The sequence below is a fragment of the Spirosoma sp. genome, assembly GCF_026391055.1.
Taxonomy (GTDB): Bacteria; Bacteroidota; Bacteroidia; order Cytophagales; family Spirosomataceae; genus Spirosoma.
Window position 1 is genome coordinate 524,006 of record NZ_JAPLET010000026.1, and the last position, 21,786, is coordinate 545,791.

Annotated in this window: 19 protein-coding genes; 18 read left to right on the forward strand and 1 reads right to left on the reverse strand. The window is 53.5% G+C overall.

The features are described 5' to 3' along the window. Window positions 1-5 precede the first annotated feature (5 nt). From NT073_RS25655 to NT073_RS25730, 16 genes are all read left to right on the forward strand, one after another. The gene (locus NT073_RS25655) at window positions 6-800 is read left to right on the forward strand and encodes a creatininase family protein (RefSeq protein ID WP_297379352.1); all 795 of its coding nucleotides are present in this window, start codon (window positions 6-8) and stop codon (window positions 798-800) included. Continuing rightward, window positions 797-1,183 carry a RidA family protein gene (locus NT073_RS25660; protein ID WP_297379354.1) on the forward strand — a complete coding sequence of 129 codons (387 nt, stop codon included), beginning with the start codon at window positions 797-799 and terminating at the stop codon, window positions 1,181-1,183. The genes NT073_RS25655 and NT073_RS25660 overlap by 4 nt, the downstream gene beginning before the upstream one ends. A gap of 19 nt (window positions 1,184-1,202) precedes the next feature. After that, the gene (locus tag NT073_RS25665; RefSeq protein WP_297379356.1) at window positions 1,203-2,165 is read left to right on the forward strand and encodes a 3-hydroxyacyl-CoA dehydrogenase family protein; all 963 of its coding nucleotides are present in this window, start codon (window positions 1,203-1,205) and stop codon (window positions 2,163-2,165) included. After that, window positions 2,162-3,295: a mandelate racemase/muconate lactonizing enzyme family protein gene (locus NT073_RS25670; RefSeq protein ID WP_297379357.1), complete on the forward strand. Its 1,134-nt coding sequence runs from the start codon at window positions 2,162-2,164 to the stop codon at window positions 3,293-3,295. The genes NT073_RS25665 and NT073_RS25670 overlap by 4 nt, the downstream gene beginning before the upstream one ends. Further along, window positions 3,292-4,233: a DMT family transporter gene (locus NT073_RS25675; RefSeq protein WP_297379359.1), complete on the forward strand. Its 942-nt coding sequence runs from the start codon at window positions 3,292-3,294 to the stop codon at window positions 4,231-4,233. The genes NT073_RS25670 and NT073_RS25675 overlap by 4 nt, the downstream gene beginning before the upstream one ends. Continuing rightward, complete coding sequence (locus NT073_RS25680; protein WP_297379361.1) at window positions 4,230-5,183, forward strand: dihydrodipicolinate synthase family protein; 954 nt, start codon at window positions 4,230-4,232, stop codon at window positions 5,181-5,183. Before NT073_RS25675 ends, NT073_RS25680 begins: the two co-directional genes overlap by 4 nt. Window positions 5,184-5,224: 41 nt before the next feature. Further along, window positions 5,225-5,968: an SDR family NAD(P)-dependent oxidoreductase gene (locus tag NT073_RS25685; protein WP_297379364.1), complete on the forward strand. Its 744-nt coding sequence runs from the start codon at window positions 5,225-5,227 to the stop codon at window positions 5,966-5,968. A gap of 60 nt (window positions 5,969-6,028) precedes the next feature. After that, window positions 6,029-8,095 (forward strand): family 20 glycosylhydrolase, encoded by a 2,067-nt coding sequence (locus NT073_RS25690; RefSeq protein ID WP_297379365.1) that lies wholly within the window; start codon window positions 6,029-6,031, stop codon window positions 8,093-8,095. A 5-nt stretch (window positions 8,096-8,100) separates the two neighbouring features. Then, entirely contained in the window at window positions 8,101-9,189 is a 1,089-nt protein-coding gene (locus NT073_RS25695) for a hypothetical protein (RefSeq protein ID WP_297379367.1), read from the forward strand. Between the two features lie 38 nt (window positions 9,190-9,227). Then, window positions 9,228-10,649, forward strand: coding sequence for a Gfo/Idh/MocA family oxidoreductase (locus NT073_RS25700; protein ID WP_297379369.1), 1,422 nt, complete (start codon window positions 9,228-9,230; stop codon window positions 10,647-10,649). A gap of 117 nt (window positions 10,650-10,766) precedes the next feature. Beyond that, window positions 10,767-11,744 carry a Gfo/Idh/MocA family oxidoreductase gene (locus tag NT073_RS25705; RefSeq protein WP_297379370.1) on the forward strand — a complete coding sequence of 326 codons (978 nt, stop codon included), beginning with the start codon at window positions 10,767-10,769 and terminating at the stop codon, window positions 11,742-11,744. 18 nt (window positions 11,745-11,762) lie between these two features. After that, the gene (locus NT073_RS25710; RefSeq protein ID WP_297379371.1) at window positions 11,763-13,175 is read left to right on the forward strand and encodes a DegT/DnrJ/EryC1/StrS family aminotransferase; all 1,413 of its coding nucleotides are present in this window, start codon (window positions 11,763-11,765) and stop codon (window positions 13,173-13,175) included. Beyond that, on the forward strand, window positions 13,172-14,533 hold the full coding sequence (locus NT073_RS25715) for a neutral/alkaline non-lysosomal ceramidase N-terminal domain-containing protein (protein ID WP_297379373.1): 1,362 nt from the start codon (window positions 13,172-13,174) through the stop codon (window positions 14,531-14,533). Before NT073_RS25710 ends, NT073_RS25715 begins: the two co-directional genes overlap by 4 nt. Window positions 14,534-14,619: 86 nt before the next feature. Beyond that, on the forward strand, window positions 14,620-15,918 hold the full coding sequence (locus tag NT073_RS25720) for a hypothetical protein (RefSeq protein ID WP_297380306.1): 1,299 nt from the start codon (window positions 14,620-14,622) through the stop codon (window positions 15,916-15,918). A gap of 216 nt (window positions 15,919-16,134) precedes the next feature. Further along, window positions 16,135-17,805, forward strand: a complete 1,671-nt coding sequence (locus NT073_RS25725) for a deoxyribodipyrimidine photo-lyase (RefSeq protein ID WP_297379375.1) — start codon at window positions 16,135-16,137, stop codon at window positions 17,803-17,805. Window positions 17,806-17,858: 53 nt separating this feature from the next. Continuing rightward, window positions 17,859-18,308: a DinB family protein gene (locus tag NT073_RS25730; RefSeq protein ID WP_297379377.1), complete on the forward strand. Its 450-nt coding sequence runs from the start codon at window positions 17,859-17,861 to the stop codon at window positions 18,306-18,308. A gap of 11 nt (window positions 18,309-18,319) precedes the next feature. Here NT073_RS25730 and NT073_RS25735 read toward each other — a convergent pair whose 3' ends face one another. Beyond that, window positions 18,320-19,021, reverse strand: coding sequence for a hypothetical protein (locus NT073_RS25735; RefSeq protein WP_297379379.1), 702 nt, complete (start codon window positions 19,019-19,021; stop codon window positions 18,320-18,322). Between the two features lie 158 nt (window positions 19,022-19,179). Between NT073_RS25735 and NT073_RS25740 the strand changes: the two genes are divergently transcribed. Then, a complete protein-coding gene (locus NT073_RS25740) occupies window positions 19,180-20,463 on the forward strand; it encodes a hypothetical protein (protein WP_297379381.1) in 1,284 nt (427 codons plus the stop codon). A gap of 180 nt (window positions 20,464-20,643) precedes the next feature. Next, window positions 20,644-21,765: a DUF6544 family protein gene (locus NT073_RS25745; RefSeq protein WP_297379384.1), complete on the forward strand. Its 1,122-nt coding sequence runs from the start codon at window positions 20,644-20,646 to the stop codon at window positions 21,763-21,765. Window positions 21,766-21,786: the final 21 nt, after the last annotated feature.

Below are 21,786 nucleotides of genomic sequence, written 5' to 3' on the forward strand. Positions count from 1 at the left end.
CGAGCATGACGTTTTCTGAACTTAGCTACCCACAAATTAACAATCATAAAGACAAGGTCCTTGTGCTGCCCATTGCCGCTATGGAGCAGCACGGACCTCATCTTTCTGTCTCTACCGATACCGATATTGTTACCCGGCTGGCGGTCGAGGCCGAAAAGGCCCTGCCCGACCTGGTGCTGCTCTGTCCTACTCTGCCGTATGGATCAAGCCATCATCATCTCTCATTCGGCGGTACGATGAGTCTGGACCCGGAACTATACACGCAGGTAATTAGCTGTCTGGTAGAGTCGCTGATCCTCAGCGGGCATCAGCGGATTGTGCTCCTGAACGGACATGGAGGCAACATTACGCCCGTAAAGCAGGCACTGGCCATAGTGAGCAAACGTTTCGATGCGAGTCATAAGCCAACCCTGGCGCTGGCAACGTACTGGGAGCTGGCCGGTTCCGTTTATGCGGGCGAACCGCCGATGGAAAGCCCCGCACTGAGTCATGCCTGCGAATACGAAACGAGTCTGATGCTGCATCTTTTTCCCGAAAAAGTCTGGATGGACCAGGCCGAACGGGCACAGCGACCGGAACGAAACGGCTACATAGGCTGGGAAGACGACGAGCCATATCGGGGTGTAACTGTATTCAAACAGACCGAATTTATTTCCGGCAACGGCAGCAGTGGCGAACCCCAACGGGGAACACCCGAAAAAGGAAAACATCTGTTCGACCATGCTGTATCGGCACTGGTCCAGTTCCTGGAAGCCTTCAAAACCTGGCCGTTATCTGAAAACCTGGCAACAAAATTATGAGTAAACTGGAAATCAAACATCCCGATAAGGCCGCCAATACGGGTGCTTATTCGGCGGGGGTGCTGGCAGGTGACCTGCTGTTTATCAGCGGACAGGGCCCGCTGGATCTGGCAACGGGAGCGGTCCGGCACGGAACCATTGAAGAAGAAACCCTGCTCACGCTGTCGCACATCCGCAAGATTGTGGAAGCGGCTGGCGGCAGCATCGACGACATTGTAAAGTGTACTGTCCATCTGGAAGACATGCGCGAGTTCGACCGCTACGATGCCGCCTATGGCTCGTTTTTTAGCGGCATACGCCCGGCCCGCACCACGGTTCAGTCGGTGTTGTCGGACGGGATCAAAATCGAAATTGACGCCATTGCCCGAATATCCGGCAGATAAAGCTCAACCCCGGCAACGTATGACACAGAAAATAGACATAGCAACGGTAGGATTGGGCTTGATGGGCAGTAGCATTGCTACCTGCATCCTGGCGTCTGGCCATGCAGTTACGTCGCTGATCAAAGAGATGGGCACCGCCGACGAAGCGCGGGTCCGCATTCTGGGCTACCTGCATCAACTCGACCAGGAAGGTTTGTTAATCGAAACGCCCGAACAGATCATCGAGCGGCTTACCATCACCGACGACGTTTCGTTACTTAGCGGCCATACCGTTGTGATTGAGTCGATTACGGAGAGCCTGGACGAAAAGAAAACCCTCTACCACCAACTGGAAGCAGTTCTCTCCCCTACCGCCATCATTGGCAGCAACACCTCGGCCATTCCGGTGTCAGTATTGCAGAGCGGCCTAAAGCACCCCGACCGGCTGCTTGGAATCCACTGGGCCGAACCGGCGCACATCACCCGGTTTATGGAAGTCATTTGCGGCAAAGACTCCGATTTGGCTTCGGCCAACGCGATCGTCGCCCTGGCCGAAAGCTGGGGGAAAGAGCCTTCGCTGCTCAGGAAAGACATTCGGGGATTCATTACCAACCGGATCATGTACGCCATGCTCCGAGAATCGTTCCATCTGGTCGAAAATGGCTACGCCACCATTGACGATGTGGACCGCTCACTTCGCAACGACCTGGGTTACTGGATCACCTTCGCCGGGCCATTCCGGTTCATGGACCTCACCGGCATTCCGGCTTACCTGACCGTCATGAAAGACCTTTTTCCGGAACTGAGCAACAGCCCCGAAACCCCGAAGCTGATGGAAGAGCTGGTGGCGTCGGGGGCCAAAGGTGTACAGAATGCGCAGGGTTTTTACCCCTATACGCCCGAATCGGCTAAAGAGTGGGAAGAGAAATTCATCGACTTCAGCTACGACATACGAAAGCTGGCCCAAAAATATATCCCAACCCCTGTCGAAGAAGTGAAATGACTGTCATTCAATCCATAAAGGCTACTGAAGTTATTGTTCCGGCCAGACCGGGCAGTCTGAATTCCGACGAAGTAATCGACCGGGATTCGGCCTTTGCCCAAAAATTCCTGACGGGTGAGCGGTGGACGGAGTTTGCCAACCAACCCAAGTGGGTCCTTGAACTAACGCTTGCCAATGGCCTGACCGGTATTGGCGAAACCTACCGCAGTGCTTCCGGCGAGTTGCTCCGACTGGCCATGCAGGAGCTGGCAGGGCAGAATGTGCTGAAACTAAACTGGCGACGGCTACCCATTGTGGACAAGCGCATTTACGAAGCCTTTGAATCGGCGGTGCTGGACGTGGTGGGCAAGTTGCTAAACGTACCGGTGGCTCAACTGCTGGGTGGCGCTTACCGAGACCGAATCGATTGCTTCGGCTGGACGGGCCGGCGAACGCCCGAAGAGGCCGCCCAAAAAGCTTACGACGCCATGCAGACAGGCCATAAGGCGTTCAAATTCAAGTGTTCCGACGAAGACCCCGTTCGGCTCTGGACGGAGGCAATCCGGGACAAGTGCGGTGACGGCATTAAAATTCTGCTCGATCCCAACCAGCGCTGGACTGACGTTGACACAACCCTCCGCCTGATGGACGGCGTCGACAAAACCATCATGCTGGGCCTGGAAGACCCCATCCTGCACGAGGATGTTGCCGGGTACAAATACCTGCGCGAAACGCTCGCTATGCCCGTGTATCGGCATATTTCGCTGCCTTACACGCAGGACATCCGCGCCATGATTGCCTTTGTCCGGGCCGATGCGGTAGATGGCTACAACATCAACGGGTCGGCCTACAACTCGGTACTGCTGGCTGAAATCGCCCATCTGGAAGGCAAATCCTGCTGGCGGGGCTCTGAGGTCGACCTGGGAATTTCGGAAACGATGGGCTTGCACATTGCCGCAGCCAGCATTAACTGTACCATCCCTTCCGATCTGTTTGGCGAGCTTGTCCGCACCGACGACCTGATTGCGGAACCCATCCAATTTGAGCATGGAGCGGCTTTGGTGCCTCAGGGCGCGGGCTTGGGTATCGAACTGGATTATGCCGCCCTGAATACCTTTAAAACAGGACAAACCTTACTCATCAGTGTATGAACAAGTCAATTCAATCGTGGGCTATCCTGTTTTTTTGCAACCTGATCTGGGCCTTTCATTTTACGAGCATCAAGCTGACCCAGGCGCAGGTGGGGCCGTATTTCACGGTTTGGGCACCTATGCTCCTGGCCACTATTTTTCTGGGGCCCTTTGTGATCCGGGACTTCCGCAAGGGTGGCAAGAAGTTGACCGACAGCCTGATCTTCGTGCAGCTGGCAGCTTTGGGCGCTTTTCCATCGCAGGTACTGATGACTTGGGGAACGCAGTATTCGCTGGCCAGCAACGCAGCCATACTGGTCATGACGCTGCCCGTGATTACGGCCGTGTTCGCCTTCCTGATTTTGAAAGAAAAGATGAATGCCGCCCGCTGGATCAGCTTTGCCATCGCCATCATCGGGGTGGCCCTCTGCTCAACCGACGACATTAAACGGGTGGATCTCAGTTCGCGCTATGCGCTGGGCAACGTCCTCATTTTTCTGGCCATTCTGGGCAATGCCTATTACAACGTGGGCTGCAAAAAAGTATCGGGTCAGTACACCGAAATGGAGATGGTTTTTTACACCTATCTGGTCATGTCCATTCTGCTGACTCCGCTGGTGCTGTACTATGAGCCTGAGATGTTTGCCCGGGTGCCATTCTTTACCACAAACACCTGGATCGGCATGATCTCGCTCACACTTTTCCACAACTTCCTGTCGATGCTCCTGTTTTTCAAAGCCCTGAAAAATCTGGACGCCACACAGGTTGCCTTGTCCAACTACCTCATCACGTTTATGGGCCTGCCCATTGCCGCCATCTGGCTTGGCGAAACCCTGAACCGACAGGCCATTATCGGCGGACTGCTCGTGCTGGCCTCAACGCTTATCCTATCCATTGTCGATACCAGAGTACAACAAAAGAAAGTAGCTAATCAAAATCAAGAACCGGCAAAGTTATGACGTACACAGACAACGAACTGTTTGGCGTAGTACCCATTATTCCAACACCTTTCACCGAAAATGAGGAGATCGACGAAGACGCACTCCGTCGTTTAATTGACTTTGCCATCGATGGCGGTATCAAGGCCGTGTGCCTGCCCGCCTACGCCAGCGAATTTTACAAACTGACCGACGAAGAGAAACTACAGGTTGTCCGGGTGGCTGTAGAACGGGCTGCGGGCCGGTTGAAGATCGTGGCTCAGTCGAATCATCCATCGCTGAAAGTAGCCATTAAACTGGCGCAGGCCAACGTAAAGGCCGGTGCCGATGTCATCTCGCTGGCCGTTCCGCGGATATTCAGCCTGCCCGAAAACTCCCTGAAGGCCTACCTGTCGGAGTTTTTGCAGTCGATTCCGGACACACCCGTGCTGATTCAGGATTTTAACCCCGGCGGGTCGTCGATCAGTGTCGGGTTTATTAAAGAGCTGATGGACGAAAACCCCAACTTCAAATACCTGAAGCTGGAGGAGCCCCTGTGTGCGCCCAAATTTGAAAGTATCATTCAGGCGACCAACGACAGGATTGGGCTGTTTGAAGGCTGGGGCGGCCTATACATGCTCGAACTGGTGCCCATTGGCATCCGTGGAGTGATGCCGGGTCTGGCCGTTGCCGATATTCTGCAAAAGATTTTCACCCTGCGTTCCGGGGGAGACGATGTCAAAGCGTTTGAGCTATTCGAACGGGTAATGCCGCAGATCTTCTTCTCGCTGCAAAATATGGAGCTGTTTCATTATGCCGAGAAGGAACTGCTGATAGCGCGGGGAGTACTGAGTAACAGCATAGCCCGCAAAGCCGCCTACATCCCCGACCCATCGTCGGTCAGCTACATCCGGGAGCTGAACCAACGCATTCTGGACATCGTCGGCGACGAAAAATATGCGATCCGACCGGTAGAGAACAGTATTGTCTAGGCTTGTTCTCACCGGATTCAGACAAAAATCAAAATTATATCATGGGAGAATTTACTGGACAGGTTGTCCTTGTTGCCGGAGCTGCATCCGGAATCGGGTTGTCCATCGCACGCAAATTACTCGACGAAGGAGCCCGGGTCGGCCTGCTCGACGCCAACGAAAGTGCCTTACAAAACGCATTTGCCGCCTACGGCCCCGATGCAGTATTGATTGGTATCGACATTACCGACGAAGCCCGGGTAGCGCAGGCCGTTACCCAGGTTCATGAGCAGTTTGGCAAGATCGACGCTCTTATCAACTGTGTGGGTATTACCGGCATCACGAACGTACAGAGTCATGAGGTGAGCAGCGAAAATCTGCACAAGGTATTTGAGGTCAACTTCATGAGCAGTTTCTACACCTCGAAGGCGGTACTGCCCCTGATGCTGGCCCGTAATTATGGGCGCATCCTACACGTTGCCTCCATTGCGGGCAAAGAAGGAAACGCGGGTATGCTGGCCTACTCGGCCTCAAAAGCTGCCGTGATCTGCATGGCTAAAGTGCAGGGAAAAGAGTACGCCGAACGGGGCATTACGGTCAATGCCCTGGCACCGGCGGTCATTCAAACGCCACTGGTCGATGCCATGCCCGAGGTGCAGGTCAAGTATATGACGGATAAAATTCCGATGAAACGCTGTGGCACGCTCGACGAAGCAGCGAATCTGGCGGCCTATATTGTATCGCCCAAAAACAGTTTCACCACCGGTTTCACCTTCGACTTATCGGGGGGCCGGGCAACTTATTAGGTTGGTTCGATAGGGTGCGGGCACTTGCCCGCACCCATAGTACACATCAGGTATCTACCCATGAAAAACCTCTGGATCAGTTGTATTTTCGTTTATGGCTGGCTTGGCGTAGCCTCGGCGCAGCAGCGTGCTACCTTGCTGCCAGCCCCGCAGTCTGTTCAGTACGGACAGGGGGCGCTGCCGGTTCGGAACCTGACCCTGTATGTGGCTCCCAACGCATCGGCCGACGTAGTTTTTGCCCTGAATGAGCTAAAGGAACTACTCGCCGAGCGCTCCGGCAAACCCGTACAATCAAGTTCGTCCGTCACGGCATCCACGGTTCGGTATCTGGTCAAAACTACCGGGCAGGAGTTGCCGGGCACTCGCGAGGCTACCAACGGAAATAGGCGTGAGTACTATACGCTCACGATTACCCGGAAAGGCATCGATATCAACGCCCAAACCTCAACGGGTCTGTACTACGCCGTGCAAACGATTCGTCAATTGATACAAGGGCAGGGCCCACACACTTTTCTGCCCTTTGTTACGATCAGCGATCAACCCAAACTGGCTTACCGCGGAGTGATGATGGACTTTGCGCATGGCGGTTTGCTGACGGTGGCCGAAATTAAAAAGCAGATCGACTTTCTGGCCCGCTGGAAAACCAACCAATATTATTTTTACAATGAGGTCAGTATTCAGCTGGAAGGATTCCCGACCCTGAATTACAAGGCAAGTTATTCGCAGACCCAGATTAAACACATTATTGCCTACGCCCGCGAGCGGCATATAGACATCATTCCGTTCGTTAACTTCTACGGGCATCTGCATGAGCTGATTCGCAACGAAAAATACGCATCGCTGGGCATCGGGAAGTATGGGCACGAACTGGACCCGCGTAACCCGGCCGTGCAGACACTCCTAAAAAACTGGATCAGGCAATACACGAGCCTGTTCCAAAGCCCGTTCATTCACGTCGGCTTCGACGAAACCTGGGAAACCAAACGGCTGGCCAATGCCGCCCCAACCCGGCTGGACCCCGAAGCTATGTATATTCAGCAACTTACGTTCGTGAGCAACGAGTTCAGGCAGTACGGCAAAACGCTGCTGGCCTGGACAGACATGAACGCCTTTTACCCGAACGTTCTGGCCAAATTCCCAAAAGATATCATCCCCGTTATCTGGGAATATTCGCCCGATACGACGGCCATCAGCAAGTACCTGAATCCGGTTCTGAAAGAGCAGAAACCATTTTTTATTCAGCCCGCCGTTTCTGGCTGGGGGCATATTTACCCCGCGGCCGACTATACCTACGAAAATATAAATCTGTGCCTGAAAGCGGGCCTTCAGCACAACACCCTAGGCTTTATCACCTCGGTCTGGACCGACTCTGTCGAGCCGTTTGTCCGGACATCCTGGCTGTTTATGGCCTATGGCTGCATAGCAGCCTGGCAGGGTACAGTACCCGACAAAACCACCTTTACTGGGCATTATAGCTCGGTCGTTTACCCATCGGTAGCGCCGGATATACAGGCAGCTTTCGACCATATTGCCACCGCTGGTCAGTACCTCGAAAAATGCCTGGGAAAGAATACCCAGAGTTTGCCCCGGGGTACGCTCGTGGAAAGCTGGTCGAATCCATTTTCGGCTTATTACCTGGCAAATACAACCGAACACAAAGCCGATTTCCAGCAGGTTCGCTCCCATACCGAGGAGGCTCAGGAAAAGCTGATCCGGGCCCTTCAGCAGGCAAACCCGTCCGATACCAGTTTCATTCAGTCGATGCTGGTATCGGCCCGGCTGATCAACTATTCGGCCAGTCGTTTTTTGTGGGCCAGAGCCATCGTAGATCGTTGGCACGATGGCACGATGGCCCAACCGAACGATGATTACGTATTCTATGACCTGACCTACCCCTGCCACAGCTTACTGGTCGATGCCATGGACGAAACGGGTGAACTAAAACAAGCGTACGCACAGGCCTGGCTATCTGAGAATATGCCGTACCGGCTAAACACCATGCTGGGCCGGTTCGATACGGATTTCGCTCTTTGGCGGAAGATCCATTTAAATGTGCTGGACTTTAAGATTCAGAAAAAGACCGGCCCCCTGCAATCCTTTGAGTTGATGTTTACCCCTGATTTTTAGCCGCAATGAACAATACCTTTCAGTTTTTAAGTCCTATTGATGGGGATATGATCCACGCCCGCGATGGCGTGACAACGGCTGACGGACTGGAGATCGATGTACAGTTCTCCGCCCCTTCGTCGCACGTCTTAACAATCAACGGCATCAGCGCAACCTATGCCAAGGGCATCTTCTCCGGAAAAATCCGGCTGAATCAGGCCAAAAATTCGATCACCGTTTACGATTATACTACCGCCGAAAGCAGGCAGATTACCGTTTACCTGCTTCCCCATTTTGCAGGCCATTACCGCCTGTCGATTGACGATAACATCTGGTTTCTGCGGGATATTTATCAGCAACAGGACAATTACCCGTCGCTGTTCGACAATCCGTATTTAGGCTTTCTGAAGCAAGTGCACGACACCTACGGCACTACCATTCACCTCAATCTTTTTTACGAAACGGAAGGGTTCAACCTATCGCAATTTCCGGATCGTTTCAAGCCGGAATGGCAGGCCAATGCCGATTGGCTCCGACTGAGTTTTCATGCCCGGAGCGAATTTCCTGACCGCCCCTACCAGCAGGCAGGTTATGAGCAGGTGAAACACGACTGCGACTGTGTAAAAGAACAGATTTTACGGTTCGCGGGAGAGACCGTAATGGGACCTGTAACGACGCTGCACTGGGGCGAAGCTACGGTTGAAGGCTCGCGAGCCCTACGCGATGCGGGCTATATCGCGCAACTGGGCTACTTCAACGTCGATGATGAGCTGCCGCCCGTTTCGTATTACCTCACGGTGGAACAGCGCCGGAATATGAAAAAGCGGTTCGTCTGGCACGATAATCAGGAAGGCATCACCTTCGTCCGGGCCAGTATCGTCATCGATAAAACCGGACTTTCCGACATTGTCCCGTTTCTGGACAACTATGCGGACAAGCCGTCGGGTCTGCCGCCGTTTGTCGATTTACTCGTTCATGAGCAATATTTCTACCCCTTTTACGAAGCTTACCAGCTCGACTTCCGGGAGCGTGTTCTGACCGCCGTAAAATGGGCCGCCGACAAAGGCTATACCCCTGCTTTTCTGGGCGATTGTCTTTTCACTGACGCGCCGTAAAGACGCAGGGGATTGTGTTTACACAAACGAAAACGAACATGGAAAACACGCGACGAAATTTCTTGAAAAAAGCCGGGCTAAGTGGCCTGGGACTGGTTGCCGCCAGTCCGTTTGCCACTTACGCCACCACGCCGGAAGCACTGGTAAGCATTGGCGAACAAGCGGCCCGAACACCTCCGCAAGTCTTCAACATGAGCGGGTATGCCGCACCAAAGCTGGATGTTGTCCGCATTGGCATTGTCGGCATCGGTAACCGGGGCATGGGGGCGGTGGAGCGGATGAACAAAATTGAAGGCGTTGCCATAAAAGCCCTTTGCGACTTGCGTCCCGAGCGGGTAAATCTGGCGCAGAAACTCGTGGAAGCCAGTGGTCACCGCCCGCAAATGTATTCGGGAAGCCCCGAAGCCTGGAAGAAACTCTGCGAACGAACCGACCTCGACCTGATTTACATTCTTACGCCCTGGGCACTGCACACGCCCATTGCGGTCTTCTCCATGAATCACGGCAAGCACGTTTGCGTGGAGGTTCCGGCAGCCAAAACGCTCGAAGAATGCTGGCAGTTGGTCGAAACCTCGGAGCGGACCAGGAAACACTGTATGATGACCGAAAACTGCTGCTACGACTTCACCGAGTTGCTCACGCTGAACATGGCGCGGCACGGCTTCTTCGGCGACATAGTCCATTGCGAGGGTTCCTATATCCATAACCTGCAGGAACTGGTCTTTTCGAAAGATCACTTCTATCAGATGTGGGAATTGACCGAAATGTATAAGCGTACCGGCAACCTCTACCCCACCCACGGCCTGGGGCCAATCTGTCAGGTGCTTGACATCAACCGGGGCGATCAGATGGATTATCTGGTCTCCATGTCCAGTAATGACTTTGTGTTGGGCAATATGGCTCGTTCTCTGGCGACCAGCGACGATTTTTACAAGCCCTACGCTGGAAAGCCCTACAACGGTAATATGAATACAAGCACCATCCGTACCAAAAAAGGAAAGACCATTATGGTGCAGTTCGACGTCTCTTCTCCCCGACCCTATTCACGGATTCAACTGGTTAGCGGCACCAAAGGGGTAGCTCTGAAATACCCCGAACCAGCCCGCTACTCAACGGGGCATGAGTGGATGACGGAACAGGAAATCAAATCCATTGAGCAAAAATACATGCCGCCCATCGTGAAAAAAATGGGCGAAGTCGCGAAAAACGTGGGCGGTCATGGTGGGATGGATTTTCTGATGGATTGGCGTACCATCGACTGCCTTCGGAATGGGCTCCCGCTCGACCAGGACGTCTATGATGCCGCCCTGTGGAGTTCGGTAGGGCCGTTGAGCGCATGGTCGGTAGCGCATCGCTCCAATTCGATCGATGTCCCCGATTTTACGGGCGGATCCTGGCAGAAAAACAAACCCATCGACATTTCGATGACCCAGGGTGGAAATACACAGGCAAAAGTGTAGGCACTCTGTTGGATACCGCGCTGGAGTTACCTGCGGCACTAACCCAAAAAAAATAGCCTAACATTCAATAACTTAGCACATAAAACTATCTATATGCATACCGGCCGACGAACCTTTATGAAGCAGGCAACCCAAAGCTGTGCGGCATTGCTGCTGGCCCCTTCCTCACTCAGGGCCAGCCTGGCTGTGGCCACCGGCAAACGGGTAGGCATTATCGGACTGGATACGTCGCACAGTACCGCCTTTGTCAAAGCCCTCAACGGCCCCGACCCCAATGCCGGTTTTTTAGGATACAAAGTCGTGGCGGCCTATCCGCAAGGCAGTAAAGACATCGAAAGCAGCACCTCGCGGGTACCGGCCTACACCGAAGAAGTAAAAAAGCAGAACGTCGAAATCGTCAGCACGATCAGCGATTTACTCAAAAAAGTCGATGTGGTGTTGCTGGAAACGAACGATGGCCGGCTCCATCTCGAACAGGCGATTCAGGTCCTGAAAGCTGGCAAACGCCTGTTTATCGACAAACCCGTTGCGGCTTCATTGCCAGATGCCATTGCTATTTACGAAGCTTCCCGAAAATACAACATTCCGCTCTTTTCGGCCTCTTCCCTGCGGCATATCAAAGGGATTGAACAGGTCGACAAGCGCAAGGTTGTAGGGGCCGATACGTTCAGCCCTGCTGTTCTCGAAAAAACCCACCCCGATTTTTTCTGGTACGGCATTCACGGCGTTGAAACGCTGTATACCGTCATGGGAACGGGTTGCAAACAGGTGGTTCGGGTACATACCGACGGCACCGATATCATTGTGGGTACCTGGGCCGATGGCCGCATCGGTACGGTTCGTGGTACCCGTACGGGCAGGCACGATTACGGCGGTACGGTCTTTACCCAGACGGGCAACCTTGTCTTGGGGCCATACGGTGGGTATGAACCCCTTTTACAGGATATTATAACTTATTACGAGACGGGCGAAGTACCCGTTACGCCTGAGGAGACTATCGAGATTTTCGCCTTTATGGAAGCTGCGGATGAAAGCAAACGTCGCGGGGGGGCGCCCGTTACCCTCGAAAGTGTCATGGCTAAAGCAACGAAATAACCTTAACCACCCAACAGCATGTCGCATCCCAATGTATCAAGAAGGGAGTTTTTAAAGCGAAACTCGTTAACGGGTCTGAGCGCCATCCTGACGCCTTCGTTACTCACCAATACGCCCGCACTCACCTCTGGAACAACAAAAGCCCCTGTACAGTCGGGTTCGTTTTCGCTGGCAGAGCCCCCGGCCCTGCTGGGTGGCAAACCCATCCGAACCGCCGAATGGCCGGTATGGCCCATCTGGAAACCCGAGCAGGACGAAAAACAGTTGCTTGACGTGATTCGCGGTGGCATCTGGTCGAGGGCTAGCGTGGTGAGTGAGTTTGAAGCCAAATGGGCAGCTACCCTCGGGGTTAAACGGTCGCTGGCAGTCGTAAATGGTACCAACGCCATCATGGCAGCACTGGCCCAGTTGGATATTCGCGGGGGCGACGAAGTGCTGGTACCGCCTTACACGTTTATTGGAACGGTAGCCCCCGTACTGGCAACGGGAGCCATGCCCGTATTCGTGGATGTTGACCCCGAAACGTTCCAGATCGACCCGGCCCGGATTGAAGCGAAGATCACCCCCCGGACGAAGGCAATTATTCCGGTGCATATCCTGGGGCTACCAGCCAATATGCCGCAGATTCTGGCCATTGCCAAAAAACATAATCTGGTCGTTATTGAGGATGCCTGTCAGGCGCATCTGGCCGAAATCAGTCATCAGAAAGTGGGGACCTTCGGACATGCGGGCTGCTTTAGCTTTCAGAACTCCAAGAACCTGGCCATTGGCGAAGGGGGAGCCATTGTTAGTAATGATGATGCCTTTATGGACCGCTGTTTCTCGTACCATAATTACGGGAATCCGTACGGTATGGTATCGGGCGTTATCGGTGCGGGTACGCTAATCCAGGGCACGAAACTCCGCCTAACCGAATACCAGGCGGCTATCGGCCTGGCGCAGCTGAAACGGCTCGATGCCGAAACGACTACGCGAAACACCAACGCGACCTACCTGAAAGCCAAAATCAGCAGCATACCGGGTATTGTTCCCTATAAACTTTACGACAGTGTAACACGGGCGGCCTTCCATCTTTTTCCGTTTCGGTACAAAAAAGAATCCTTCAAAGGCCTTTCGCGTGATGTGTTTCTGAAGGCCCTTACGGCGGAGGGGATTCCCTGTTCGAAAGGGTACGCCACGCTGAACAACATGCCTTACCTTAACGACGCTTTCCAGTCGAAAAATTTCCAGAAGATGTATCCCAAAGGCATGCTGAACTTCAACAGCTACGTAGAGCGGAACCAATGCCCGCAAAACGACCGGCTGTGCAATGAGGAAGCCGTCTGGTTTACGCAGAATATGCTGCTGGGTAGTCAGTCCGACATGGATGACATTGCCCGTGCCATCGAGAAAATTTACACCTACGCGGATAAACTCCTGAGTCAGAAATGAGCAACAGACCAGGAGTTATCTGGCTCTTGTGGCTGGTTGTATTTATCGATATCCCGGCTTCGGCTCAGGGCTGGAAAGCGGGAACGGCCCGCGTGATAATCACGCCCAAAGAACCCCTCTGGCAGGCGGGTTACGCATCCCGTACGCACGCTGCCGATGGTAAACTACACGACCTATGGGCCAAAGCGCTGGCGCTGGAAGACAGTACGGGCAAGCGGGCTGTGCTGGTCACGACCGATATGCTGGGGTTCCCCAAAGCGATGTCCGACCGGATTCGAGCCCGACTGAACAGCCAGTTTGGTCTGTCGAAGGCGCAGGTCATTCTCAATAGTTCACACACCCATTCGGGGCCAGTGCTGGATAATGCTCTGCAGGATATTTATCCGCTCGATACGAAGGAGCAAGAGAAAATTGATCGATACTCCCGATGGCTGGAAACACAGATTGTGACTCTGGCGAGTCAGGCGTTGCAGAAACTGGCACCAGCCACCCTATTCTCTCAAAATGGGGTTACTCGATTTCAGGTGAATCGCCGGGCTAATAAAGAGAATGCTCTGCCGGAACAAACGGAGCTGAAAGGGCCGAACGACTATGCCGTTCCTGTGATCCGGATTATTGATGCCAGGGGGAAGCTTAAAGCCATCGTGTTTGGGTATGCCTGCCACCCCACCGTGCTGGATTTATACCAATGGTCGGGAGATTACGCAGGCTTTGCTCAATTGGAGCTGGAAAAAGCGCACCCTGGTGCCACCGCGCTGTTTTTTCAGGGCGCAGCCGGAGATCAGAACCCACTGCCCCGACGAACCATTCCGCTGGCTCGTCAGTATGGGCGGGAATTGGCCGCTGCCGTTGATCGTGTACTCGACGAACCCATGCGAAACCTGTCACCGCAGCTCCGCACGGCTTATTCGGAAATTGAACTCCCCCTTTCGGCTCCGCCTTCCGAAGCAGAACTGATAAAAACAAGTCAGGATGGCGAAGGCTATATGAAACGCTGGGCAACGCGTCTGCTGGCCGAAACGAAGCAGGGCAAACCCTTTATAACCAGCTATCTGTACCCGTTGCAGATCTGGCAGCTAGGCAGCCAGCCTATCCTGAGCTTTGGGGGCGAACTCGTAGTTCAGTACGCTCTCGACTGTAAAAAACGATTCGGGCAGGGCATTTTCGTGATGGGCTACGCCAACGATGTGATGGGTTATATTCCCTCAGTCACCATTTTACGGGAAGGTGGTTACGAAGGCGCTTCATCGCAGATGGTGTACGGCCTGCCGAGCATCTGGGCAGCGGAAGTTCCGACCCTGATTGACCGGGAGATTAACCGGCTTGCCGAACAGATAGGCCTGACTACGTTGAAGTAATCTATATGTGAATCACAATACCGAATCCAGTCAACCCGGAGATCAATTACTAGGCGGCCAATTAACAGACCTTTGACAGAAACATGATGAATCCAGTTACCGAAACCGATGTGGCCCCTTCATTGATCGCAACCCCGTATTATTCAGGCTTTGCGCTGGCACACGATACGTACAATGCCATTACCGCTGCCAGCGACGGTAAAATCTACTACGTCCTCTCCTCCGAGTCATACGAGCAGGGCGGGCAGATGTACGTATACGACCCCGCTACCGACAGTACGAACTGGCTGGCCGATTTAACCGACATCTGTGGTGAAGCAAAAGCCAATGCCATTCCGCAGGGCAAAAGCCACGTCCGGTTTTACGAAAGCAACGGCAAGTTGTATTTCGCTACGCACATTGGCGTCTACGAACTGATCGACGGTATGGAGCAACTTCCGCAAAACGTACCCAATGGCAGAAAACGCTACCCCGGCGGACATTTCATTTCCTACGATTTGGCCTCGGGCGAGTTTCAGAATCTGGCCATCGCCCCCGAAGGGGAAGGCATTCTGACTATGACCATCGACCACGTTCGCGGGCATCTGTACGGCATCACCTGGCCGCTGGGCTACTTTATCGACTACAACATTCGGGCAAACAGTCTCAAGACCGTCGGGCTCGTTTCGGCCAGAGGAGAAGCGGGTGTTCCTGGAGCCGACTACCGGGTTCTATGTCGTTCGATGGTAGTTGACCCACTCGATGGAGCGGTCTATTTTTCAACCTCGGAAGGCGATATTGACACGTATCACCCCGACAAGGCAGGGATACAGAAACTTGACAACGTCGATTTACGGCTCGATTACTTCGGAAAGTATGACCCTACGCGTCCTGGAAGCATGGGGTACAACTGGCGCAAAATATTCTGGTATGCCCCCGAAGAAGTGGCCTACGGCATCCACGGCAACTCAGGTTACCTGTTCAAATTCGACCCGCGTCAGCAACGGATCGAACTCGTTGAGCGACTTACCTCTGAGCCATCCCGTAAAAGCGGCATGTTCGACCAGTTCAGCTACGGCTATCTGGGTTTTCAGCTAGGGCCCGATCAAAAAACTATTTACTACCTCACGGGCGGCCCCATTTACATCAACGGCAAACGAGTAAAGGGCGAAGACCAGATTGCCAGAGGGGGAGCCAAAGGGCTCGAAAATCTGCACCTGATCACGTTCCACATTCAAAGCAGAACCTACCGCGACCACGGCCCTATTGTTTACGCCGATGGCACCCGGCCAACCTACGTAAATTCGCTGGCAATCGGTGCCGATGGGTCGGTGTATACCCTCGCCCGATTCGATCATAACGGTCATGAAATTCAGGATTTAGTCAAGATTCCGGCGGTGGTTTAACGTAGAAAAAGTTAATATGGCTTCAGTCCTCAACCACTTCCGTAACGTATACCACGGACTATTGTAGTTGCCGGGCTCCTTCGGAAATCAATTGCCTTCTAAAGCCTTATTCTGGAAAACGCAGCGGAAGTCGGTGCATCCCGAACCGAAACACATCCGCTACTCATACCGTTATAACAGGCGGATAAATCGTTCCGCACCGATCTCAAGCGACTCGTGGACAAAGGAGCCCCTCTACCCTCCATACCTGACCTGCCAACCATTAATATACTCTGGTTCAAGCGAGACCTGCGTCTGCGCGACCACGCCCCCCTTCAGGCAGCTATTGCAATGGGAAAGCGTGCCCCCAAACGACCCTTGCTCCTGCTGTACTGCTTCGAGCCATCGCTCATTGCCGATCCTAATTACGACCTCCGCCACTGGCGATTCGTCTACGAATGCCTGGCAGACCTCCGGCAGCAGCTGGCGACTGTACTTCCGCCAATTCCGTCGGACACAAGCCGTCTGGTGCACGAGTGGCTACCGTTTGAATTCGACGATCAGGCGGATGATCATCAACCGGAAACGGGCCTTCCCACAGTTTGGGCATTTCATCGGGAGGTGACCGATGTGCTGACCGCGCTGCAGACACAATTCACCATTGGTTCGATTTTCTCCTATCAGGAAACGGGTCTGGCCGTTACTTACGACCGCGATAAAGCGGTTGCCCAATTTTGCCGGCAACAGGGGATTGGCTGGCAAGAATTTCAAAACAATGGTGTGTTCCGACGCCTGAAAAATCGGGATACCTGGGCAGCGCAGTGGCAGCAGACCATGCAGCAACCCCAACAGCATCCGGACCTGACGGCCTGGTACCCCGCCGATGTACCCTCGGCATGGTTCGAAGCCGAACGCGGCCCCGATTTACCGGCAGCGTGGCAACGACCAAATCCGTCGTTTCAGCCCGGCGGGGAACACAATGGGCATCGTTATCTGGCCAGCTTTCTTCAGGAGCGAATCGCCCTGTATGCGGCTTCCATCTCAAAGCCCTTCGAAAGCCGCCGGGGGTGTAGCCGTCTGTCGCCTTACCTGGCCTGGGGTTGTTTGAGTATCCGGCAGGTGTACCAGGCTCAGCAACAGGCCGCTAAGAAGCCCCAACTGGCGGGATTGAGACGGCAATTGGCGGCATTTGCCTCCCGGCTGCGCTGGCATTGTCATTTTATCCAAAAGTTTGAGCGTGAAGAGCGGATGGAATTCGAGAACGTGAACCGGGCTTTCGATGCCGTTCAAAAAAATATCAACCCCGACCATTATGCAGCCTGGCGGGATGGGCGCACGGGGTATCCGCTCGTCGACGCCTGTATGCGCTGTCTGGCCGCTACGGGCTACATTAACTTTCGTATGCGAGCTATGTTAACCTCCTTTCTGACCCACCATCTGTTTCAGCATTGGCAGGAAGGAGGCTGGCACCTGGCTCGGCTCTATACCGATTTCGAGCCGGGTATTCATTACGCCCAGCTTCAGATGCAATCGGGCATGACGGGTACCAATACAATCCGGATTTATAACCCCGTCAAACAATCGCAGGAACATGACCCGCAGGGCGTATTCATCAAACAGTGGGTGCCCGAACTGGCCAACTGCCCCCTGGTTTATATTCACCAGCCGTGGACGATGCCTCCGCTGGAACAGGCGATGGAGCACTTTCAGATCGGCATCGACTACCCCGCCCCAATTATTGATGCAGCCGCTATGGCACGCCGGGCCCGCATACAACTTCACGAGCCCCGCCAGACTGAAGTGGGGCTTGCCGAGCAAACCCGCATTTTAACAACGCATAGCTTGCCAGCTACGGATCGACCCAACCGAAAAGAACGAAAATCGGTACAAAAGCCGGCGGTTAAATAGGCCGCTAATCCTTAGCTTTGCTTGGGTGATTAACTATCTTTCGATCAATAAACATGCAAAAACAGATTCTCCTGGATATGCTGGCCCAAAACCGAACGACCTGTTCGTTTGCCTTTGACCAGATTACAGCTCAGAATGCCGATTTCAGACTCAATCAGGAAACGGCGTCGATTGGCTTTATTTACCGGCATACCGGTGAGATGATGAATATGTTTGGCTTATTCTTCGGTCTTCCTGTGGCAGTGCAAAATACCACCATGGGCCTGACCGACACCGGTCAGGGGCAGGATGTCCTGGCTAGTCAGCATCTGTTGGAAGAAGGGTACCAAATGCTTCAAACCTACATAGAAACGACTGCTGACGAAGCGTGGCAGGACCCGATCGAGACTCCCTTTTTCGGTACGGTCTCCCGGGCAAGGCTGTTAGGGCATATTCTGTTTCACACGGCACATCACGCAGGACAGATTTCCCTTACCCTGAGCAAAGGGCAGAAATTCACGTAACACACCGAGACTTAAGAGCCGGATTGACCGATAGCTGTGTTCCCTTGTGGTGCCTTTACAGGGTTACGCTCGATAACAGAAACATGGCGCATTGTGAGGTAGTGTTGAGTAACTAACCGACGAAACTGATTGGCTAACTCGGCGGGGCGGTTCGTAAGCGTCAAATCAGATCTGCCAAATTCGCCTTTATTATAAATATGGTTCAAATTGGCCAATAGCGCCTGCAGGACAAACCCGCCGGGCTGTGAAGCAGCCTGATCTACGGGCCAGTAATGATGTTCAATTACATCGATCAACGCATTGATCCGCTGCCATTCTTCGCGTGTCAAGGTCATGACAATTGGCGCGGGGGGCTGAAAAAAACCGAGTGTCATTACCTGCGCCGGGTTCCGTAAACAATTTGTTAGAAACGCATCGGTAAAAAACAGGCTACGCATGGCAAAATCAGCACTACACGACAGAATACGATGAATCTGGCCGGGCGAAATGATCATTATTTGCCCGGGTTGTACTTCAAAAGTATCCAGATTAAGACTTCCTGACAGGCTTCCCGAAACCGGAACACCAAGGGCATAGCTGTGGACGCGGTAGGGATAGGGAAGTAGACGGTCCTGCCCGGTAAAGTAACCCAGATGGAAGGTATTATCCTCTATGAATTGTCCTGTTATCAAATGAAGTAACTGAGCGATCGAATAAGTGCAAAGTGATGCCATAGTGTTTCGGGCGCATCGGATGACTGTAGGTAGGCTGAGTTCAAAGAATCCGTAATTCAGACGAATTATGCCGTAGTTCGGACCTGTTTTATCCTGATTAATCAGCCAATTTTGCCTGTCCTTCGAACGAAGGTATTGACAAAAAAAATGGCAACAATATGCGCCGTTACAGAACCTTACTCTTTGTTGTAGCCCTAGTGGTGATTAATGCCCTGGGCCTGAGCCTTACTCTGGTCAACAGGGGAAGTTACAGGAACTCGCTTTATTATCGCTTTACCCGGCAACGATTTGCCTGGATACTCAGTGACCCCCGCCCTGCCTATCCGATTCAGGCTGGCTGGGCAAGCGTAGCCGTTAGTCTGGCAGGCACATCTACGGCCGGGACAACACCTGACTCTATTCGAACCCAGGCACTGGCCCTTACTAATGGCACAACGCGAGCAGTTATCCTGTCCGTCGATTTACCAATGATGCCTCCTCCCGTTGCTCAGGCACTGGAACAAAAGCTGCCTAAGCTCGGCTTCGCCTGGAAAAATGTGTATCTGGGGGCTACGTATTCCCAACCGGGGCTGGGTAGCTGGACCAACGATTATATGGCGCAACGACAATTCGGTCCCTACAACCAGCAACGGGTCAATCAATTGACTGCGGCTATTCTCAAAGCGGTAAGTTTGGCTCAAAGCCAGATGGCAACTGTCCAGCTTGGCTACACGCAGGCCGATCAGAACGGCCAGGAACAGCGCATCATCGACCGCCGTCAGGTACTCCATCTCCTTCAATTTCGCAAGCCAACCGGCGAATCGGCTCTGGTTTACACGGCGCCCGTCCGTTCGATGCCGGGGGGCGAAACTGCCAACGCCCCTGATCAGACTGTCGGTCTTCAGGCGCTGACGAACCAGCTTGAAAAACAAACGCACTCGTTTACCCTGGCTTTGGCCGGATCGATTGACGATACCGGGCTCTCCAGTCAACTAACCAGCGGAAACGTACAGGCATTAGCGGTTCGTCTGGCCACTTTACTCACCCGGCAGCCACTGCATACCGACAGTACGCTGATCGCCCAAACAGCCCCGCTCATCCAGAATGACCCCCAAATCCGGATCAGCCAAAACTGGCGGCTAAAACCCTGGCTAGCCAAAGCCCTTTACGGAGACTACCCAGCCGAGTTAAAAGCCTTACGCATCGGCCAAACTGTTTTTGTGGGCTGTCCGGGTGGCGTTTCGACAGAATTAGCCGGGAATTTGCTGACCTTGCCGATAGCGGATCAGCGGCCCCTGGTTATCACCAGCTACAACGGAGGCAATCTGGGTAGAATCGTCCCCGACTCCTATTATTATGCTGAAAACAGCCCTTACATGATTAGTCAGACTAACCGATTTGGCCCGCATACCGCCCAATTTTTCGAAGATATGACCCAAAGCCTGGTCAGCAGCTTAAAATAGATTCGCAGCCGAAGAGCAACGAAACCAGACTGGTATAACGTCAGCTTATGGACTGAGCAGTATCAGCGTTATTCCATCGTGAAAAGGGCAAATTAGGCCCGATTTAACGCCCTCGCCAGTCGACTATCTGTTCTTTTCTGATACACCGGCCGGGCGGCTATCTGGTAACTCGGCTTATATATGTTTCGAATTGCATTGACCGGCCTTCTGTTCCTGCACGGGCTTATTCATGTATTGGGCTTCATCAGCCTGGGGCGGCTGGCCAGGGTAGCTCCGCTTCAAAGACACACACTGATCCTGGTATCGAAAAACACGTCTAAACTATTGGGACTGGGTTGGCTGCTGGCCTGCTTTGGTTTTATCATCGCACTGATCGGCTACTGGGCGCAGCGCGACGGATGGATAACGCTTACCCTGATTAGTGTCGTACTCTCGCAGTTCCTGATTATTGTTTACTGGCCAGAAGCCAAAGCAGGAACGCTGGTCAATGGGCTTATTACGCTGGCACTGCTACTGACTTATGCCCAGCTTCAGTTCGGCCAGCGCGCAGACGGCGAAGCCCGTCAATTGCTCCGGCAGGCTAGGCCGAGTCGTACCAGTATAACAGCCGACAGACTGAAGGACCTGCCCTTACCCGTTCGGCAGTGGCTGATAGCATCGGGGGTAGTGGGTAAAGAGCCAATAACCACCGTCCGGCTCCAGCAGCAGGGCTTAATGCGCACCAGTCCCGACGGCGACTGGATGCCCACGCAAGCCCGGCAGTATTTCAGCATCGACCCACCGGGTTTTGTTTGGAAAGCCAATGTGCAGATGCGGTCGTTTCTGCCGTTGGCAGGCCGCGACAAATACATTGAGGGCAAGGGCAATATGCTCATTAAAGCCTTGTCGCTTGTGCCTGTGGTGGATGCTGCCGATGCCAAAACTGATCAGGGCAGCCTGCTTCGGTTTTTAGGAGAGATGTGCTGGTTTCCCTCAGCCGCCCTGAGTTCTTACCTGTCGTGGCGGGCGATCGATGCTACGCAGGCAGAAGCTACGATGCAGTATGCAGGTGTAACGGCCAAAGCCGTATTTGCCTTCGATGCCCAACACCGGCTTACCTGTGTAACGGCCCGGCGCTACATGGGCGGAGGGCAGGAAGGCAAACTGGAAACCTGGTATATTCCCTGCAAGGCCTGGAAGACGTTCCACGGGATAACTATCCCGGTGGCCGGGGACGTGATCTGGAAATTACCCACGGGTGACTTCACGTATTACCAGTGGAAAATCCTGGCTATCGACTATAATAAGCCCGCCTTATATTGACCCAGCCAGCACCTGTATGCT